Origin of the sequence: Desulfobulbus rhabdoformis, from assembly GCF_016919065.1 — a bacterium.
Taxonomy (GTDB): Bacteria; Desulfobacterota; Desulfobulbia; order Desulfobulbales; family Desulfobulbaceae; genus Desulfobulbus; species Desulfobulbus rhabdoformis.
The window spans coordinates 99066-116675 of record NZ_JAFFQA010000003.1; the positions used below are offsets into that span (position 1 = coordinate 99066).

Annotated in this window: 17 protein-coding genes; 7 read left to right on the forward strand and 10 right to left on the reverse strand. The window is 51.3% G+C overall.

Annotation, left to right across the window (positions count from 1 at the left end; all coding sequences use genetic code 11):
- Window positions 1-6: 6 nt before the first annotated feature.
- From JWJ90_RS02475 to JWJ90_RS02485, 3 genes are read right to left on the reverse strand one after another with little or no spacing between them, the layout of a single operon-like run.
- Window positions 7-354: a hypothetical protein gene (locus tag JWJ90_RS02475; protein ID WP_205225593.1), complete on the reverse strand. Its 348-nt coding sequence runs from the start codon at window positions 352-354 to the stop codon at window positions 7-9.
- Window positions 355-366: 12 nt separating this feature from the next.
- A complete protein-coding gene (locus tag JWJ90_RS02480; RefSeq protein WP_205225594.1) occupies window positions 367-699 on the reverse strand; it encodes a hypothetical protein in 333 nt (110 codons plus the stop codon).
- A gap of 38 nt (window positions 700-737) precedes the next feature.
- Complete coding sequence (locus JWJ90_RS02485) at window positions 738-995, reverse strand: sulfurtransferase TusA family protein (RefSeq protein ID WP_205225595.1); 258 nt, start codon at window positions 993-995, stop codon at window positions 738-740.
- Between the two features lie 443 nt (window positions 996-1438).
- Here JWJ90_RS02485 and JWJ90_RS02490 point away from each other — a divergent pair, with 443 nt between their 5' ends.
- Together JWJ90_RS02490 and JWJ90_RS02495 are read left to right on the forward strand one after the other, a co-directional pair.
- Window positions 1439-2674 carry a YeeE/YedE thiosulfate transporter family protein gene (locus JWJ90_RS02490; RefSeq protein ID WP_205225596.1) on the forward strand — a complete coding sequence of 412 codons (1236 nt, stop codon included), beginning with the start codon at window positions 1439-1441 and terminating at the stop codon, window positions 2672-2674.
- A 109-nt stretch (window positions 2675-2783) separates the two neighbouring features.
- Complete coding sequence (locus JWJ90_RS02495) at window positions 2784-3401, forward strand: 5-formyltetrahydrofolate cyclo-ligase (protein WP_205225597.1); 618 nt, start codon at window positions 2784-2786, stop codon at window positions 3399-3401.
- On the opposite strand, the gene JWJ90_RS02500 is transcribed toward JWJ90_RS02495, so the two are convergent.
- From JWJ90_RS02500 to ilvY, 7 genes are all read right to left on the reverse strand, one after another.
- The gene (locus JWJ90_RS02500) at window positions 3367-4413 is read right to left on the reverse strand and encodes a glycosyltransferase family 4 protein (protein WP_205225598.1); all 1047 of its coding nucleotides are present in this window, start codon (window positions 4411-4413) and stop codon (window positions 3367-3369) included. The two genes, JWJ90_RS02495 and JWJ90_RS02500, sit on opposite strands and share 35 nt — an antisense overlap.
- Window positions 4370-5185 carry a UDP-2,3-diacylglucosamine diphosphatase gene (locus tag JWJ90_RS02505; RefSeq protein ID WP_205225599.1) on the reverse strand — a complete coding sequence of 272 codons (816 nt, stop codon included), beginning with the start codon at window positions 5183-5185 and terminating at the stop codon, window positions 4370-4372. Before JWJ90_RS02505 ends, JWJ90_RS02500 begins: the two co-directional genes overlap by 44 nt.
- Before the next feature lie 187 nt (window positions 5186-5372).
- Window positions 5373-6425 carry a prolipoprotein diacylglyceryl transferase family protein gene (locus JWJ90_RS02510; protein WP_205225600.1) on the reverse strand — a complete coding sequence of 351 codons (1053 nt, stop codon included), beginning with the start codon at window positions 6423-6425 and terminating at the stop codon, window positions 5373-5375.
- Between the two features lie 27 nt (window positions 6426-6452).
- Window positions 6453-7457, reverse strand: coding sequence for a phosphatidylserine decarboxylase (locus JWJ90_RS02515; RefSeq protein WP_205225601.1), 1005 nt, complete (start codon window positions 7455-7457; stop codon window positions 6453-6455).
- A 6-nt stretch (window positions 7458-7463) separates the two neighbouring features.
- Entirely contained in the window at window positions 7464-9824 is a 2361-nt protein-coding gene (locus tag JWJ90_RS02520) for a hypothetical protein (protein ID WP_205225602.1), read from the reverse strand.
- Window positions 9825-9958: 134 nt separating this feature from the next.
- Window positions 9959-10393: a PilZ domain-containing protein gene (locus tag JWJ90_RS02525; protein WP_205225603.1), complete on the reverse strand. Its 435-nt coding sequence runs from the start codon at window positions 10391-10393 to the stop codon at window positions 9959-9961.
- A 225-nt stretch (window positions 10394-10618) separates the two neighbouring features.
- Window positions 10619-11533 carry an HTH-type transcriptional activator IlvY gene (gene ilvY, locus JWJ90_RS02530; protein WP_240194715.1) on the reverse strand — a complete coding sequence of 305 codons (915 nt, stop codon included), beginning with the start codon at window positions 11531-11533 and terminating at the stop codon, window positions 10619-10621.
- Between the two features lie 200 nt (window positions 11534-11733).
- On the opposite strand from ilvY, the gene ilvC reads away from it, so the two are divergent.
- From ilvC to JWJ90_RS02555, 5 genes are all read left to right on the forward strand, one after another.
- Window positions 11734-13209: a ketol-acid reductoisomerase gene (gene ilvC, locus JWJ90_RS02535; RefSeq protein ID WP_205225604.1), complete on the forward strand. Its 1476-nt coding sequence runs from the start codon at window positions 11734-11736 to the stop codon at window positions 13207-13209.
- A gap of 303 nt (window positions 13210-13512) precedes the next feature.
- The gene (locus JWJ90_RS02540; RefSeq protein ID WP_205225605.1) at window positions 13513-14034 is read left to right on the forward strand and encodes a YchJ family protein; all 522 of its coding nucleotides are present in this window, start codon (window positions 13513-13515) and stop codon (window positions 14032-14034) included.
- A gap of 361 nt (window positions 14035-14395) precedes the next feature.
- Window positions 14396-16267 (forward strand): phage tail sheath C-terminal domain-containing protein, encoded by a 1872-nt coding sequence (locus JWJ90_RS02545; protein WP_205225606.1) that lies wholly within the window; start codon window positions 14396-14398, stop codon window positions 16265-16267.
- Window positions 16268-16293: 26 nt separating this feature from the next.
- A complete protein-coding gene (locus tag JWJ90_RS02550; RefSeq protein WP_205225607.1) occupies window positions 16294-16803 on the forward strand; it encodes a phage tail protein in 510 nt (169 codons plus the stop codon).
- 6 nt (window positions 16804-16809) lie between these two features.
- Window positions 16810-17601 (forward strand): hypothetical protein, encoded by a 792-nt coding sequence (locus JWJ90_RS02555; RefSeq protein WP_205225608.1) that lies wholly within the window; start codon window positions 16810-16812, stop codon window positions 17599-17601.
- Window positions 17602-17610 lie beyond the last annotated feature (9 nt).

A 17610-nucleotide genomic window follows, 5' to 3' on the forward strand; every position in this document is an offset into this window, starting at 1 on the left:
CTCCTTTTATTCGCTACAAGCAGCAGGCGGCTCGTGGGATTGTTTAGGAAGACCATAAGGAATGATGACATCAGCGTCTCTCATTGCTTCGCCAAGTTCTTCCAAAGAAATATTGGCAATTTCAGCATCTGCAGGCAACTCGGTGGGAGCCTCGGCGCCGCAGCTGTATACTTGGCCTTCCATATCCATGATCCAGGCGATGTTCTCAGACATGTAGTCAGAGAAACGCGGGAACTCGCCGTTCATGATAACAGGGTAAGCGTAGTGATTTTCAACAGCAAGACCCAGACCGGAACGAATACCGTCATTGTAAACACGGTTGGCGATCAGGATGTATACTTTTAATGATTCCATATCCGTATCTCCTTACATGACGATGTACTTGGCGCATTCGTCAAGAATGGCACCGTGGAAAGCCTGAGTACGCATCTGTTTGTCGATCAGACCGGGGGGAACGTCATTGACGTTGTCATAACCCTCGCAGATGTAGCTGTCGGCACAGATAGCGATATTTTCAACAGGGCAAAGCTCTGTCAATTCGCGGAAAAGGGGATTTTTGGTCAGGTGAATGGATTTATAGGTGAAAAAAACCATTACTTCTTTCCCAGCACGAACCGCAGCTTTGGTGATGCCGAGGATATGACGCATATGCTGAGGAGAGGTGACAAAAATCCCGAGTTTATTTGGATCAGCAGCCATTAGCTTGTTCCTCCATTAAAAGGATGTAAACAGGATGATCATCCTTTTTTGATGAAGAAGCTGATGTAGCCAGACTCTTCCTTCTCGCCCAGGTACTCGTGACCAGCGCGCTCACACCAACCAGGAATGTCGTTACGGGAACCAGGATCAGTACCCTGGATATGGAGAATCTGACCGGCATCGATTTTACCGATTTCTTTTTTGGTACGCAGCAGCGGCATGGGGCAGCTCAGACCACGTGCATCCAGAACAGCGGCAACATCCAGACCATCGGGTGCTACTTTAACGTCACTCATTGTGTGTTCTCCTTAAAGAAAATGCTTGATGTAAAGGGCCTTTTATACATGAAAAAAAGACGTTTTAGTTTATAGAGTAAACCTCTTTCTGTCAAGATGGAAACAAAAATTGAATGAAGATTCATAAATGAACGACGAATCATTATTTATTTGAAATAAAAACAATTGTTTAAGAGTGTGTGTAGCAAGTTGACAGCTGTTGTTGACAAATAGCATAGGCACAGGTATTTTTGCACAATTCGATGAAAATATACCTGATTTTAGGAAGTTTGTCGTTTTCACCAATGAAGCGGGAAACGATGGTTTTATGTAAGTTGCTGTTTTTGCGATGGACGGTTTCTTCATTCATACCAGGCTTTTGCTATGAATGAAGAGCAATTTGGGTTCGTCATCGTTAAGTGGGTGCTCATATCATCAATTAGGGAAAAGGAGGCTGTTTACCAATGGAAAGTTTGAAGGTTTTATGGCAAAAAATTAAGCACTTGTACAAGGTGCTCTGTCAGGAGGAGTGGAATGCGACCACCACAGGTATCATTGTCGCAATTCTCAGTATCCTGGTCATGGCCTGGTGGCGTCCGTGGGGTGCTGTTGGTGCTATCCGCAACTGGGGCGACTGGATGCTGGTTGGCATTGGCCTGTATGATGCCGAACCGTTTCAGGAGTTGAATAAGTCTATCTGGTTTAACTCTGGTTCGGTTATTGGTCTTGGTTTTATCGGGGGTGCGTTCATTTCCGCCTGTCTGGGGGGACAGTTCGCTTTCCGTTTTCCGCCGATCCGTGAATATGTCAAGGCTATTGCCGCTGGTATTTTCATGGGTATTGGTTCAGCCCTGGCCGGTGGCTGTAACATCGGTGGTATGTACAATGCCATCGGTAACCTGGCAGCCAATGGTTTTGCCATGTGGGTTGGTCTGGTTCCCGGCGTTATCTTTGGTTTGTGGTTACTGTACAAGGAGATGGAGCACATCACCTGGGGCGGAGGCGGATCCTGGACTCTGGAGATCCCTTCTATTATTCAGTGGGTTTTCGGTATCGCCGGTGTGGTTGGCCTGATCTACGCGGCAATGTACTACGTCAATTTTGATGGCGATGATTACGTCGAGTACATTAATTCGCTGCCCGGTCTCCTGCTGATTGCAGCGGGTCTTGGTTATGCTATGCAACGTGGTCGCTGGTGTATGATCCAGGGCTTCCGTGAGCCGCACATGACCGGTGACTGCAAGATGGCCAAGTCTGTTGGCCTGTCTATCCTTATCGTCGCCGTTGGTGCTGCTGTTCTCAAATACGGCGTAGCTGTTCGTATGGATGGCGATCCCGTCCTCAACCCCATGTATTATGTTCGTGGTACCTTTGGTTGGGGTGGTGTTGTTGGTGGTTTTATCTTTGGTCTGGGCGCTATGCTCGCCGGTGGTTGTGGTTCCGGAACTTTGTGGCGTGTAGGTGAAGGACAGATCAAACTTTGGCTGGTTGTTCCCTTCTTTGGCCTGTCCAACTCGCTGATGAGTAAATGGTTCAGAGCTTACGATTTTGAAGGTGAAGGATACCTGGGAAGTTCCATTTATCTTCCTGATGTCATGGGCTATGGCTATACCATGGCTCTGATCGTTGGCTTCATCACCCTCTGGTACCTGGTTGTTACCTGGAACGAGGATACCAATAAGCTGTTGTTGCCGATGTAAGCAGTTATTGCCTCAATTTGTAAAAAAGGGTGGTATCCTTCTGGATACCACCCTTTTTTATTGGTCTGTTTGAGTCAGCACAGGAATTATTGGAAAGATTGAGGTCCGAATGCACGTTAAACCAAGTCAACAGCGTTCACAGATACGCCAGACGTTCCTCAAAAGGCGTGATTTACTCTCTGAAACGGAACGGAGGGATAAAAGCGAACAGATACTCAAGCGCTTTCTTTCACTCTCAGATATTCTCCAATTTCAGCATTTTTTTATCTACTGCAACTATAAGAGCGAGGTGAACACCCAAGAACTGATGCAGCGGTTGCTCGCCTTGGGAAAGACCGTTGCCGTGCCCCTGACCAGACCCAAGACAGCAACCATGGATGCGGTTGTCCTGACCAACCCTGAGCAGGAGTTGGTTGCGGGATATAAAGGTATACCAGAGCCTATCAGCAGCCTTATTCCCAAACGGATAATAAATCCGGTACAACTCGAGGTAGTTCTTCTTCCCGGATCAGTGTTTGATCACCAGGGAAATCGTCTGGGCTACGGCGGTGGCTATTATGACCGTTTTTTAGGGAATAAAGCACCTCAGGCCCTGCGGGTTGGTCTAGCCTACGCGCTCCAAGTTGTTGCAATGCTCCCCTCCGAACCCCACGATATTCCCCTGGATTTTCTTATCACTGAATCAGGTGTTCTCAGCTGGCCACGGCCAGAGATACATCAGCCTTGATCTCAACCCGAGCGGCTGATGTATTGGGTGCCAGGTTACCTAAAAACTGTTGGGTGCAGGTATCCCAGGAGTATTGCTCGGCAAACTGCCTGCAGGTATCGCGAGAAACTGACAGCGCGCGTAAGGCCGCTGCCTGGAGATCGGTATCAAGCGAACCATTAACCCCTTCCTTAATCAGATATTGAGGGCCGGTCACAGGAAAGGCGGCCACCGGTACACCACAGGCATTTGCCTCAAGCAAGACCAGGCCATAGGTATCTGTCAGGCTTGGAAAGACAAAGACATCCGCACAGGCCAGATGTTTGGCCAGATCCTCTCCTTTTTTTGCGCCTAAAAACCGAACCTCCGGGTACTGAGATTTAAGTTGTGCCAGGCTCGGACCATCACCGATAACCCATTTTTTCCCGGGGAGTTGGAGATCAAGAAAAGCCGGCAGGTTTTTCTCCGGTGCCACCCGTCCCATGTAGACAAAATGGGGTTCAGCATTGAGTCTGGCTGATTCTTCACGGGGGTGAAACAGCTTTGTGTCCACCCCGCGCGACCAGGGAACCAGATGCGAAAATTTTCGCTCTGCAAGCTCATCAATAATGGTAGGAGCTGCCATGGTCCGCTCCGCAGCCTGGTGAAACCCACGCATCAAGGCATAGCTCATCCGCATGGGAACCGGTGCCCGCATACGAACGTATTCAGGAAAACGGGTGTGGTAGGAGGTTGTAAATTTTAGCCCGAGTTTTCGGCAGCAGCGTCTGGTGATCCAGCCAATGGGACCTTCCGTGGCTATATGGACAGCATCGGGAGCAAACTGGTTCAAAATCTTTCCAATGATCGAGCATGAAACCATGGAGAGACGGATTTCCGGATAGGTGGGACAGGGAATGGTTTTAAACTGATCCGGGCTGAGTACCTTTACCTCATGTCCCCAGGAGCGTAAGGTCTGACTCGTGCGGGTGAGGGTGGTAACAACGCCATTAATTTGTGGATGCCAGGCATCGGTTGCGATACAGATCTTCATAGGTTTTACCGTAGGCGGCCTCCAAAATGGGGTGTTGATTATGCCATTCAATGACACCAAGACGACCAGATGCATTTTCGGCCAGGGCCGTGCAACTTTCCACCCAGTCGCCCGCGTTGGTGTAGAGCACATTGTTGATTTCTCGAATACCGGCCCTGTGAATGTGGCCACAGATCAACCCATCCACTTGATTTTGGGTCGCCTCCTGGGCAACGACTTCTTCAAAGCGTCCCATGTAATTGACCACAATCTTGACCTGATGTTTCAGGTAGGAAGAGATGGAGCGGTATTCCCGTTTGACCCGTTTACGTCCGATATTGAACCAGCGGTTTAAAAGTAAGAGCCATTCGTAGGCGGTGGCACCTATGGATGCGAGCCAGGGGGAGTTCTGGACAATGGGGTCAAACTTGTCCCCATGCATGACCAGATAGCGTTTTCCATCAACGGTTTCATGTATAACGCTGTTTTGAATTTGAATATTATTAAAGGTACATCCGTTGAATTTACGTAACATGTGGTCATGGTTGCCCGGGATGTACACCACCTTGGTCCCATTGGCTGCTTTGGCAAGAATGGTCTCGACAATCTGATCGTTCACCTTGGGCCAATGCCAACGTTTCTGCGCTTTGAGCAGATCAAAAATGTCTCCAACCAGATAAAGAAACTCGGATTCGGTCTGCAAGAGAAAGTCCAGTAGTTTTTCGTTTTGCAGGTTGCGGGTGCCCAGGTGCAGATCAGAGATCCAAATGGATCGAAAATGTTGTGGCGCCATGAAGTCCCTCCTTCGTGTTCGCTCGAGTAAAACGTCTCGGATATCTTCAAAATTTCCCTCCCTGAAGATACCTTTTCTAGAGTCGTGTCACGCAGAGTAACGGATAGATGTTACTCTTTGGTCAGCGTCGGGTTTTATTCGGGTTGAGGGACTGTTTGAACACTGTTTAGATCCTGTTTGCAGAGACTTAAACGCAGTGATGATGTACTTCAAACTCAAGAGTAGAGCCCGTCACCTGACTGCGTCCAAAGTAAAGAAAGAGGATACACCAGATGGTTTGCAGGCTAAAAATAAGCAGGGGATTGACCAGGCTTTTGAAACCTGTGAGAATATCGGGGATCGGTTGACTGGGCACAGGTGTCACCAGGCAGAGGAGACTGCCGTACAACACTGCAATGATACCCATTTTTTGATAGGCCGAGATTGAGCCCAATCCTCGAAAATCGGAGCGAAATATTTCGGAAATGACGCGCCAAATCTGGGAGACGCACAAACAGAGCAGAAAGGCGCTCCGGTATTTGCCGGTAAGGAAAAGAAAGCATCCGACCAATGCTGTGGCCGTATAAATCAGGCTGGTTATCCCCTGAATGGGAATAAGCTTGATTCCAGCCAGATTTCCTTCATATACAGCTTTTTTCGTTGGTCCAGAAAAGACCAGGGCTGTTTGAGCAAAGAGGAAAGAGAGAATTTTGCCACAGCGATGCAATGGTTTGCCATAGCAACAGCCAAAACTGATACAGGCAAGACGGCCAAGGCCTTCACCGAGGATGTAGCCGATAGCCAGAGCGGCAAGCACGATCTGCATGGGCAGTGTCGGGAAGCCAAGGAAGGAACAGCAGGCGTTCACCAGAAGAATAACAAGAGGGGTGGACACCAGGCCGCAGAAAAATGCGCCGCCTATGGTGAAGGTATACTCTTTTTTTTCCACCAGCCGGGCAATCCAACGAGCTGAAGGCACACAGAGCACTATAATGGCAGCAAGTAAGGCAAGAAGGGGAGCCAAAGCCAGGGAGGCGGACAGGCAGAGGAGGAGTGTGTAGCTCATGCCAATGATGGCAGCGCTGGCCAGAAGGAGTCCATACCAGGTGAGGTTCATCCCCTGCCAGCGTCCCTTCCCATCGGGGCGTACGGGAATGGAGGCAAGCATCTGAAAGCGTTCACCGGGAAGATAACGCCAGCCTGAAATAATAATCAGAGTAAAGAGCAGGCCTGAAACAGAGAGAAAAAGCCAGAGGTTCATGAGATTTTTTCTGTATATTGAATGTTCTTAGTTTGCAACCAAGGCAACGCTTGACCGTACCTGAAGATCGGTTTCCACCAAGGGGCGACCAAGTCCTGCGGAAAAACGACTGTAAACATCCGGGCGGACCAGATTGTTTTGCAGATCCTGGCAAAAGCTGACCCGTCCCTGCTGAAACAAAAGGATATCTGTGGAGCTTCCTGGTCGATACAGGCTTTTGGGAGAGCCTTTCTTTACAAACATGCCTTTATGCAGCTGTTGAGGATCATCATAACGATGCTCTGAGTAGCACTGAACAATATCGCCAATCATCAGGGCCACCACCTCAACCATGGCCACAAGACCTACCTGGGAGCCACCCTGAACATCCGTATTGATAATGGTCACTACACGTCGGTTTTTTGCATGGATGGAGGCCAGAGAGATTTGTGCCCCCGGATTGCAGGAGTGGCAAGAGCCATCAACCGTATAGATGTCTTCGACTTCTCCACTGACCGGCAGATGGTTGTAATGGTATTTATCCGGAGTGAGGCGAAAGATTGCAAAATTACCTCCACTAAAGCCCTCACTCCAACGTGATGCTGGTCCCAGTAATTCCCGGGCTGAAAAGAATTTTTCTTTGATAAAGAGCTCAGGAATATCATCAAGACTTCCAATAAGCACCTTGGCATCAGCCGGCGAGACAACAACAGATATATCTGCGTCCATGGGGCGGCACTCCCAGTAACGAATCTGTCGTTCAAAGACCTGACGGGGAGTGGTGAAACTCTGGTGCGAGGCCAGACATTCCCCCCAGTCGACCCCCATTTTTTTGAGCAGGTCTAGACCGGTTGCTCCGAGGACAGGCAGGTTGATGTCAAAATGCAGAAAGCCAAGCACCGCGGACATCCGTTGGGAGGTCAGGGCACGAAAGAGTCCGGGAGCCTGTTCCCGCACCCGGTTATACAGAAGGTCAATGGACTGATCGCCAATGAGTTGTTCGCTGATGATGGCTCCGCTTGCTCGTTCTATAAATTGATGTTGCTCTTGCATAAGGGATTATTCCACTGATATTTCTTGGTGATACAGCACCAGGCAGAGCACAATCAGCATATGGATTTCTTTGCCCGTGGCCTCGCCCGCCAAGAGACGGCAACCGGTTTCACGGATGAAAAGGGCGGTTGGGGTTGGGCCTATGAGCTGTTCTTTCAAGGCTGCTGCTCGGGTATCATGTTGTCCGTCAAAGCGCAGCCCGTCATCGACCAGGGTGTCCAGCCCATTGTCCATATGCAGGCGGCAGAGGTCGTCGCGGTAATACTGCTCGGCCATTTGGTTGAAATCCCTGCTTTTTACCTGCATGGGGTCGGCCACTTTTCCGCTTTTACTCAGAATTTCTGATGTCAGTTGGTCAGCTGCAGAAGGAATTTTCCCCTTGAGCATGGCCTCCAGAGGATCAAGGAGCGAGTTCAACTCAGCTTGTGGACAAACACCCTGCTCTTCGCTTCGCAGGATGTCCAGGCAGGCCTGTTGATAGGCATTTACTTTGATGCGAACGTAGCCCCGGTAGCGACGGCTGGGACGTTGGCGATCCACCTTGCTGAGGATGCGCTTAAGCAGTCGATTGTTGGTGTTTGCACGAATAAAGACTGTGGGCAGGCCTATGGCTGAGGCAAAAAAGATCTGGCGTCGTTCACTTTCTGTGCAGGGATCATCGGGAATATCGGCGTGGGTGACACGGCCTTCAAGAACCCAGCGATAGCTTATGGCTGTGACCAGTGTCTGCAGGTTAACCGCCATGCGCAGGCTTGTATTCAGGTCCGGAAAGAGAGAGTAATGTCGTCCTTCAAAGCCGGAAAAACCATAACCTGCTACATCACGCATGCGATAGGGCAGGTAGATGGCCATTCGGCTGTCAAAGACTCCCATTTCACTTAAATCCCGTTTCAGGCGATCCTGGTTACCAAGTTGGCCGTTGAGCGCCGGGCTGTGTTCAACACTCTGCAGAGCAACCAGGTAATCAATGAGCCGAACATCGGGGAGATAATCACCGCGTAACCGGAGTAGGGTAGAGGTCATCCGGTCCAGCCAGAGAGGCCCGACCGGCGTGAAGCTATGTCCGCAAAAGCGCAGATCCGCCTTTTTTTTCCAACGCCGCCAGAGCATGCGCAGATGCGTGTAATCAAGTTCATGGGGGAGGTAGCCCAGAACCTTTTCCGGATGAAAATCACTGAATCCCAGACGATGGGGAGCAGCCGAACAGGTGGTCACAAAGAGCGGAAGAAAATGCTCCACAATTTTAATCACCAGATCGCCGTAGTATTTTTCCACCAGCATGCCCTCACCCTGGGCAAAACTGTGACTGAGTACCTTGCTTCCCAGGGTAATATGGGTGCCATTGTTGGCAAGAGAGGTGGAGGAGGTATTGGGCAGGACCACCAGATTATTGATTATTATGCCTGCCTCTTTGAGTTTGGCTATGGTGTTGAGCTGACTGCGGGAAAGGGTCCGGTGACATAACCCCATGTAGTCTTTTTTACTTTCCCCCTTTGGCCATCCCGAGAGACAGGGGTTGAGAAAAAGTTCGCGGTAAAATTGATCTGAAATTAAATCATTGAGTTTTTTCTGTCGCGAAGGGGGGTTGGGAGCCATGTACATGCGGCAGATCTGACCATTTTCCTTGAGGCGGAACGCAGAGTTGGCGTATTGGATGAGCAGTTGCAAAAAGAAAAATCGGCGGCTGGTTTCGCGTGCCGTCTCCCGGCCTGGCAGTTCTCCATCTTTGCCTTGGCTTAAGCTAAAGCTACATATTTCAGGTGAGGAGTTGTCGCTGATGAGATGCTCCATCAACCGCTCGCCGATTTTTTTGAGTTGGCTTGTGGAGTGGTGATCGGGGGGCTGCCATGAGCCTATTGCCTGGGCCAGGGATATTTTCAGGAGGTAGCTTACCGGTACGCGCACCCATGGTTCTCCCTCTTTGTGGAAGAGGAACTGGTCGATATCTCCTCTTTTAGGGCTCTGGGGATCATTTTTATCGGCGAGCAAATCATGACGGAGAAGAGAGGCGGCATACTCTCCCAGGCAGCGGAAGGGAAAACGGACCCATGAATTTTCCCAGGTGGCATTTTTTTCTTCATCAAGAAAGCTGATGAGCTCGGCGAGCTGGTGGGGGGTAAGATCACCACGACCGGCACGGGCCTGAAGGTTTTTATAGTAGTTCGACTCAACCAGGGTTATGGCCAGGTCTACCTCGGTTTTACATCCCTCCACGGCGACCTGGAATTCATTTTCAAGACCAACTGTCGTATCGGTACCGTAGAAGGGGAGATTCTTGAGACCGTTTGCAAGTTCGTTTCGAAATTGCTCGGCTTTTGGGGCCGCAGCAGCAAGGCTACAGTATAAAGAGGGGGGAAGACTGGTCATAATCGCTCGGGGTAAGGGACTCCTTATAAATCTTGTCCCTGAATATATCGAGCGATTGTTAGGTTGAGGCTATGATGCGATCAGGATTGTATCAGTGAAGTGTATGTTTCGATGCGCGCGAAAATTGTTCTCGGTTAAAACAACGATGGCGGTTTCCCATCAATAAACTCTGCACCGGCGCGGTTGTTGATGAGGCTGGTGATGCGAATTCTGCGAATCATGGAGCTTCCTGCGCCGGAGCGATATTTGAGACGCAGCTCCTTGGCTTTGGAGACGGTCCGTGCGTAATGCGGCGGAATATTAAAGCCGATCCCACCAAGAGAGATATCGCAGAGATAGACCGGACATTCCCTGCCGTTGGCCAACAGGAGAAACCCCTTGCCGCAGGTGGATTCGCGTGCGTAGACCCGGTGGTTCAAATTGTACGTGGTACTGAGGCCACAGTGACAGCGTATTGATTTTCTGCGAACATTGCCTGGAACAGCGACGTAGCGCCTCTTTCTACAGTTGGAGCAGGTGATGCGAATACGCCCATCTTTCACTGTACAGGTTTGAGTGCGACCACGCATGCGAGAACTCCCGGGAAGAGATTTTCATTGCGAACCTGAATTCGTGGTTGTCCTAAAGCGGGCTGCAAGTCCTGTTGAACAAGGAATGCTTTTGTCAAAGCTACGGACCAAGACGTTGTTTAGCAACCACCCGCTGTCACGGATTCAGGGGGGATATAAGTAGTACATAGCCTAAGCATGCGTTTGTCAATACGATCGCTCTCGTAAAAAGTTTCAGAGAGAAGATCAAAGCATCTCTGTGTTGATCTCTTGCACGGTTTTCCAGAAAGCTTGGATGACGGGGTAGGTGAGGTGGTGCTGCAGCGTGCAGGCACCAATGAGAAAAGGGGTTAACTCGGGAGTAATTGAGCTGATCTCGACCCGATCGCGTAAGGGGCTTTTTTCAAGGACCAACTCGGGAACAACGCCGACCCCGCATCCGAGGCCAACCATGGCCAGAAGCGCCTCGTTGCCTGCGACCTCGGCATAGATATTGGGATGAATGTTTTTTTCCTTAAACCAGCGATCAATGCGAACACGACTTAAGCCCTGCTCGGCGAGGATGACCGGAGTACGGGGCCAGTCGATCATTTGTCCGTTATCGAGCACCGGTAGTCCGCTTTCTTTGGGAGTTATAAAGAGAAGGGGGGTGCGCACCAACTCAATGAAGACCACTGAATCCGGAAGCTGTTCCGGCAAGGCGGCAATGGTCACTTGGGCATCACGAGCACTGAGCCTGTCCAAAGCCTCGGCCGCATCGCCTGTCTGCAGTTTGATCTGGACCCCCGGATGATTTTCCCGAAAGCGGCCGAGAATGCCGGGAAGTATCGATGTCGCAGCGGTTACCGAACAGTAAAGAGAGAGTTCTCCGTGGAGGGAGGCATCATCACTTAAGTCCTGTTTGAGCTGGTGCCACCGTTGTTCCATTTCCTCTGCATACTGTTTGAAGATAATGCCCGCCGGTGTCAGACTGACTTTGCGGTTGTCCCGGAGAAAGAGCTGTTTGCCCACCTCATCTTCGATCCGTTGAATGGCCCGGGTCAGGGCGGAGGGGCTCAGGTTGCATGCGCGACTGGTCCGCCCGAAATGGAGTGAGTGAGCCAGGTGATTGAAAATTTTAATGGTGCGGATGTCCATAATCATGCGGGAAAAAGTGTTCATTCGTGGTATGAAACTGCTTTTCAGATATACTGGAGCTTTGTTGCAAATATTGCAACACGCAATTGCGAATTTATCACTTTTCGCAATAGAAAAATCGAGTATTCTGTGCAAAACAGCTGATATCTTGTCCTGGCTCGTGACTTTCCAGCAAGCGACCAGGCCGTATTCGTATACCCCCATCACATCAGAGAGGATTAATCATGGGACAGAATTACTTCAACACCCTGCCGCTTCGTCTGCAGCTTGAAGAGTTGGGCAAATGCCGTTTTATGGATGCAGGTGAGTTCGCCGATGGCGTCGAGAAACTCAAAGGCAAAAAAATAGTTGTCGTTGGTTGCGGTGCGCAAGGGTTGCATCAGGGCCTCAATCTGCGTGATTCAGGCCTGGATGTGAGTTACGCCCTGCGTGATTCCGCCATTAGCGAGCAGCGTCAGAGCTGGAAAAATGCCACCAACAACGGCTTTTCAGTTGGAAATTACCAGGAGATGATCCCCACTGCCGATCTGGTGATCAACCTCACCCCGGATAAACAACACACCAACGTGGTTTCCGCTGTTATGCCGCTGATGAAAAAGGGAGCCTGCCTTTCCTACTCCCACGGCTTCAACATTGTTGAAGAGGGGATGCAGATCCGCGACGATCTCACCGTTGTTATGGTTGCCCCGAAATCTCCAGGAACCGAGGTTCGCGAAGAGTACAAACGTGGTTTTGGTGTCCCCACCCTGATTGCTGTGCACCGTGAAAACGATCCCAAGGGCGAGGGCTGGGATATCGCTAAGGCCTACGCTGCCGGGACCGGTGGACATCGTGCCGGTGTTCTTCAGTCTTCCTTTGTTGCCGAGGTTAAATCCGATCTCATGGGTGAGCAGACCATCCTCTGCGGTATGCTTCAGGCCGGCTCTTTGCTCTGCTTTGACAAGATGGTCAGCGAGGGCGTTGATGCCGCTTATGCCACCAAACTGATCCAGTACGGTTGGGAGACCATCACCGAAGCACTCAAACATGGTGGTATCACCAACATGATGGACCGTCTCTCCAACCCGGCAAAACTGCGTGCCTTCTACCTCTCTGAGGAGATCAAAGAGATTTTGACTCCGCTTTTTGAGAAGCACATGGATGACATTATGAGCGGCAGCTTCTCCAGCACCATGATGGAAGACTGGGCCAACGATGACAAGAACCTGTTGACCTGGCGCGCCGCCACCGCTGAGACAGGTTTTGAGAAAACCGATGCGACCACTGCCGAGATCAGTGAGCAGGAGTATTTTGATAATGGTATCCTCATGATTGCCATGGTTAAAGCCGGTGTTGAGCTTGCCTTTGACACCATGGTCTCCGCCGGTATCAAAGAGGAGTCTGCCTATTATGAGAGCCTGCACGAGGTTCCGCTGATCGCCAACACCATCGCTCGGAAGAAACTCTACGAGATGAACGTGGTTATCTCCGATACCGCTGAGTACGGCAACTACCTCTTCGCCCACAAGGCTGTTCCCATGCTGGCCGACTTCATGAAGACAGTTGGTACCGATGTGATCGGTAAAGGTATGGATGTGAAAGACAATACCGTAGACAACGTCGAGCTGATCGAAGTCAACGCAGCCATCCGCTATACCGTGGTTGAGCAGGTTGGTGAAGAGCTGCGTTCCTACATGAGCGCTATGAAGCCAATCATGTAAGCACGCTGTTCCTGAATCATAGATTCAGGCTTGATAACAAACTCCCCCTTGGCCCCATGCCGAGGGGGAGTTTTTTTTTGATGACCTAAAGCTCAACTGAAAAACAAAATTGTTTTTGGCAGAAGCGAAGCAACCTGTCCCTGTCCTTTCCTCCTCTGTCCTGTTCCCCCTGGCCAGCGCGTCATATTTGATGAAAACGTGCATTTTCAGCAAAAACCTTTTACCCTGGAAGCCTTGAGAATGCAGATTCGTAAAATGTTCGATCCTTAATACTCAATCCCTCCCCTTCCAACAGAGACGACCATGAGCAGACAATCCCTTTGCCCCTGTGAATCCGGCCTTCCCTATGCCAGCTGTTGCGGCCCTCTACTTTCCGGCGAGAAGACTGCACCTACCGCTGAAGCCCTGATGCGTTCCCGATACACCGCTTATACTCGAGTGGCACTGGAGTATCTGCTGAAAAGCTGGCATTCTTCCACCCGGCCGGCGTCTATTGATGTTAAGTCTATTCCTCACTGGTGTGGTCTGGAGATTATCGATACCAAAGGTGGGCAAGCGGGAGATCAGGCAGGCATTGTCGAGTTCCGGGCGACGGCGCTTGGCAGTGAGCGCTTGATCGTTCTCAGGGAACGCAGTCAGTTTATTTTTGAAGATAATGCCTGGTTGTATGTGGACGGTGAATTTATTCAGGAAGAAGAACCTCCGTCCCCGCCAGAGCCAATCTCTGCGTCCAAAGCCGGAGCCAAAGCCAAAAAGAAAATTGGGCGGAATGATCCCTGCCCCTGCGGTAGTGGCCGTAAATTTAAGAAATGTTGTGGGTTTTAGGCTCTTTCCCTTTCCTGTACCCGTGACGTCGGCTGATCGCTCACGGGTTTTGGTTCATTTTCCACTTTTCTTTCCCCATTTCTGGGGTTGGGTTAATAGGTATATTCTATATCCAAAACATTCCTATTCTTTAGCCAGATAAAATGCTGGTTGTCTTGCTCTTCTTCTCGTAAATTTTTGTGTCACAATGTAAACGCTCTTCCGCCTCGATTCTTCCTCCCCGCTGAGCAGGTTGGGGATGGGTTCGATTCCGGGTCATGGTTGGTGGGCAGGTTTTAAGAGAGATCAGGTGAGTTCCTGGTTATCCTCTACTGCTGACCTTTGGCCTGAAAACTTCTTTATTACGAGAGGGTAGACACCTATGGCCACCTATCTGCATCCCGGCGTGTACATCGAAGAGATTCCCAGCGGCGCCAAACCCATAGAGGGCGTCTCCACCAGCGTGGCAGCGCTGATAGGCTATACCACCAGCGGGCCCATTGGCAGGCCGACCTTGGTACATAGCTGGGATGAGTACAAAACAGAATTTGGTGAAATTACATCTGAAACGGACACCATGGCTCTGGCCGCCTATTACTTTTTCTTAAACGGCGGACGAGATACATATATCGGTCGTCTGGCAAAAGATGCCAAGGCTGCCACTCTGGCCAGCGGAAATGTTTTGGGCAGAGGGGCGGCTTCGGCTGCCGATGTGCTTGAAGTCAGCGCAGCCAATCAGGGAGCCAGTGGCAACGCCTACAGGGTTCAGGTCGAGGCAGGGAGTGATGGGTATCATTTTTCCCTGGCAGTCATCCAGGGGGATACAGTAATCGAGAGTTTCTCCTCCCTTTCCATGGATCCCACCGATGGATCCTACGCCCCTATTCTGGTCAACAGTTCTTCCCGATATATTCGCCTTGCCCTGCCAGCGGGAATCAACAGCTTTTACAAGCCTGCCACCTCGGTGTCCGGAGATTTGAGTGGTCTTGATTACTCTGTCGTGGTCACGGGAATGACGCTGACGCTCAACATTGATAACCTCGGTGCCCGTATCATCACCCTTGGGGAGCCTGATGGTGGCAGCTATAACGGCAGTAAAGTAGCTGCAGAAATTCAAAAGCAGGTCCTGGCGCTGGGACCGGAGTATGTCGGTTTTACCTGCAGCTTTGCAGCCGATGCCCTCACGCTCACCTCGGGCACAAGCTCTGCGGCCTCACGGGTATCGGTTCGGCCGGGAACGCTGGCTACCCTGCTGAAACTGGGAGCAATCGGGGGCACGGAAAAACACGGCAGTGAGGATGTGGTCCCGGCTGGCATGGCGGGTCCTGTCAGCCTGACAGGCGGTGATGACGGTGTTGTTCCGGGGCTGGAGGATTATAACGACTTTTTTGCTCAGCTTCAGAAAGTACGCGATGTCAATATCGTCCTCTTACCCGGCCAATACATGCCCGCAGATAATACAGGAAATCCTATTATAGATGCTGCCGAGTCGCATTGTATATCCATGGGAAGCCGCATGCTGTTGGTTGACCCACCTCCTGGAACTGAGCTGGATCAAGGAAAACGAGTGAACGAACTCCAGCTGCCGAGTTCGACCTACACTGTGCTCTATTACCCCTGGGTCCAGGTAAAAAATCCGCTTTATTCCAAGGAGTCCAATCCCACCGCACCAACCACCCTGACGGTTGCTCCCTCTGCATTTGCCGCTGGAATCTGGGCTCGAACCGATGGAACCCGTGGCGTCTGGAAGGCACCCGCCGGTGTCGAGGCTTCGGTGAGCGGAGTGGCAGCCCTGGAATATGTGGTGGAGGATGGAGATCAGGATCAGCTTAACTCGCTTGGGGTCAACTGCCTGCGTACGATGCCTGGATATGGTCATGTGGTCTGGGGAACCCGAACCCTGGCAACCAGGGCCAATCCGGAGTGGCGCTACGTACCGGTGCGGCGAACAGCACTCTATATAGAATCCAGTATCCGTAACGGTATTCAATGGGCGGTTTTTGAACCCAATGATCACCGACTCTGGTCCTCCATGCGTGCCAATATCGGAGCCTTCATGGACGGTATGTTCCGTGCCGGGGCTTTTCAGGGGCAAAAGGGATCGGATGCCTACTTTGTTCGTTGCGGCTTGGGCGACACCATGACCCAGGACGATATCGATCGGGGCCAGGTGATCGCTGTGGTTGGGTTTGCCCCGCTCAAGCCAGCCGAGTTTGTCATTGTCCGTATTCAGCAAAAAGTCGGTCAGTCGTAAATCAGACTGCATAAGGAGATAAATGAATGGCTGCTCCCACATTTCCAGTAAACGCCCATCGCCACGATCCCTACCGTACCTTCAAGTTTCAGATCATCATCGACGGAAAGCCTGTGGCCGGTTTGAAAAAAATGGGTGCGCTCAAACGCAAGACCGAAGCGGTTAAATGGCGTTCTGCCGGTGATCCATCAACCGAGCGCATTCTTCCCGGCGGCACCAGTTATGAACCTGTAACCCTGGAGCAAGGACTCTCCCATGACCCGGTTTTTGAAAACTGGGCCAACCTGGTCAACAATGTCGACGGTGATGCGGCCATGTCATTGGCCAATTTCAGAAAGGATATTGTGATTAACGTGCTCAACCTTCAGGGAACCGTGGTTCTATCCTATGTACTCTACCGGGCCTGGGTCTCTGAGTATCAGGCGCTCCCGGAGATGGATGCGGGCTCGATGAACGCGGTTGGCATTCAGACCATTACACTCCAACATGAAGGCTGGCAGCGCGATACGGCGGTGCAAGAGCCTGCGGAGTCCTGATAGAGCGTGTTGCTTCCAGGTGGCCTCTTTGAAGGTGGAACTCGCTCTCGGCACTGGAGCTTTAAACCGGTTTCAGGACGGCTGGAGTTGGCGCTCTGTGAGGCTGCCGAAACAGGTAGCAATACACCTCGGGCAGTGACCCAGGTGCTACGTCTGGCCTTGGCCCATTTAGGAGAACGACCAGTAACCGAGGCGCGGGTGGCCAACCTTTGTGTTGGGGACAGGCAATTTCTCATGCGTGAGCTTGAGCAGCATCTGGGCAGAAGCGGTGGCTGGTTTCATGCCGATTGCACAACCTGCGCCAACCGCTTTGATTTTTCTTTGCAGTACGCCGATCTTCCAGTGCAGGAAGCCGGGCCATCCTACCCCCTGGTCCGGGTGCAGTGGCAAGATCGGCAGATCTGCTTCCGCCTGCCAACAGGGGCTGACCAGGAGCAGATTCTTGAGCAGCCCCAGCCAGAGGCAACATCCTGGTTGTTGCATCAACTGCTGGAGGAACCGGAATGTGTTCTTCCCTGCGACAACGGTTTTCAAAGTGTCGTCGATGCCGCCTTGGAGGAGGTAGCTCCGGGCATCGTTACCCGGGTTCTGACCTCCTGCCCGGAGTGTGAGGCGGAAAATACCGTTGAGTTAGATCCTTATCGCCTGCTTGCCTGGAAGAGTGATGGATTGTTGAAGGAAATTCACCAGCTGGCCAGTCACTACCATTGGAGTGAGGCGGAAATTCTGGCACTCCCCCGCTTCAGGCGGCAACGCTACCTGGATTTGATAGATCAGAGTCGCGGGATGATACAATAACAGGGAATT